This is a genomic window from Bradyrhizobium guangdongense, assembly GCF_006483445.1.
GTDB lineage: Bacteria > Pseudomonadota > Alphaproteobacteria > Rhizobiales > Xanthobacteraceae > Bradyrhizobium > Bradyrhizobium guangdongense_A.
This window is the reverse complement of sequence record NZ_PPPT01000120.1, coordinates 1-1,725: the sequence shown is the minus strand read 5'-3', so window position 1 is coordinate 1,725 and position 1,725 is coordinate 1. Positions and strand designations below refer to the sequence as shown.

Annotated in this window: 2 protein-coding genes; both read left to right on the top strand. The window is 65.0% G+C overall.

All coding sequences use genetic code 11. The annotated features are described in order from the left end of the window. The first annotated feature begins 179 nt into the window (after positions 1 to 179). On the top strand, positions 180 to 401 hold the full coding sequence (locus tag C2U70_RS17730; protein ID WP_140979720.1) for a hypothetical protein: 222 nt from the start codon (positions 180 to 182) through the stop codon (positions 399 to 401). 280 nt (positions 402 to 681) lie between these two features. Next, positions 682 to 1,725, top strand: a 1,044-nt coding sequence (gene glyA / locus C2U70_RS17725) for a serine hydroxymethyltransferase (protein WP_140979719.1), incomplete at its 3' end; no start/stop codon positions are given.

Sequence of the window (1,725 nt, the reverse complement as noted above, 5' to 3'; positions counted from 1 at the left end):
GCCCGACACGCTCGCCACCGACGATCGCCTGCTCAAGATCATCGTGCAGATGTTCCAGCACGGCGAATTCAACCGGATCAGGCTCGCCAACAAGGCCATTGGCCGGTTCGAGGCGATGCGCGAGGCCAGTGTAGTTGCCTGACGAAAATCCCCAAGATCACGATCAGCCCGAGGATGCCATGGAAGCCGCCATCGACCGCATCATGCAGACCTATGACCTGCTCGCCAACCGCACCGCCGCGGCGAGCGCCGAGGCCCGCGCCAAGGTGACGGACTATCTCAATACGCTGATGGAAGCGGGTGAGAAAGACACGCACAGGTTGACGGTGTGCGGCCTGACCTATCTGCGCCAGCTCGACGGCTCCGTGGACCCGGTGAAGGCGGGGTATACCGGGCTGTGAGGAGGGGCGGCTAAGCTTCGCGCAAGCCGGGGGAATCGGCCCGGACAGGCACCTTTTCGGTACAGTTTGGCGGTGCCGGCCTGATGGCCGGCAGGGGCAGCCCCGTAGCCTCGCGGGCTCCAAATCCCGCAATCCCCACCATATCTTGCACAATTGTTGGCCCTGACCCGCAAATGCTTGGCCGAGGCGGGGCGATGTGGTAGATCGCGCCTGCTTCCAACCGCCAAACCAGACCGACCGTAGCCCCAGAACAAGGCTGCGGCGGTGGAGATATTCGCCGATGACTTCTTCCTCCGCCAAGACCGCCAATGCCCCCGATTCGTTTTTCTCGGCCACCCTCGACCAGGCCGATCCGGAGATCGCCGCCGCCATCAAGGGCGAGCTCGGCCGCCAGCGTCACGAGATCGAGCTGATCGCCTCCGAGAACATCGTCAGCCGGGCCGTGCTGGAAGCGCAGGGTTCGGTCATGACCAACAAATATGCGGAGGGTTATCCGGGCGCGCGTTACTATGGCGGTTGCGAGTGGGTCGACGTTGCCGAGAACCTCGCGATCGATCGCGCCAAGAAGCTGTTCGGTGCCGGCTTCGCCAACGTGCAGCCGAACTCCGGCAGCCAGATGAACCAGGCGGTGTTCCTGGCGCTGCTGCAGCCCGGCGACACCTTCATGGGTCTCGACCTCGCCGCCGGCGGCCATCTCACCCACGGTTCGCCCGTCAACATGAGCGGCAAATGGTTCAAGGCCGCGCACTACACGGTGCGCCGCGAGGACCAGATCATCGACATGGACGCGGTCGCCAAGCAGGCCGAGCAGGTCAAGCCGAAGCTGATCATCGCCGGCGGCTCGGCCTATTCGCGCGCCTGGGACTTCAAGCGTTTCCGTGAGATCGCCGACAGCGTTGGCGCGTACCTGCTCGTGGACATGGCGCATTTCGCGGGCCTCGTGGCCGGTGGTGTGCATGCTTCGCCCGTGCCGTACGCCCACGTCACCACGACCACGACGCACAAGTCGCTGCGCGGCCCGCGTGGCGGCCTGATGCTGTGGAATGACGAGACGCTGACCAAGAAGCTGAACTCGGCGATCTTCCCGGGCCTCCAGGGCGGTCCGCTGATGCACGTGATCGCGGCGAAGGCGGTTGCCTTCGGTGAGGCGCTGCGCCCGGACTTCAAGGTCTACGCCAAGAACGTCGTCGAGAACGCCAAGGCGCTTGCGGAAACGCTGCGCGGCCATGGGCTCGACATCGTCTCCGGCGGCACCGACAACCATCTGATGCTGGTCGACCTGCGTCCGAAGGGCCTGAAGGGCAACGTCTCGGAGAAGGCGCTG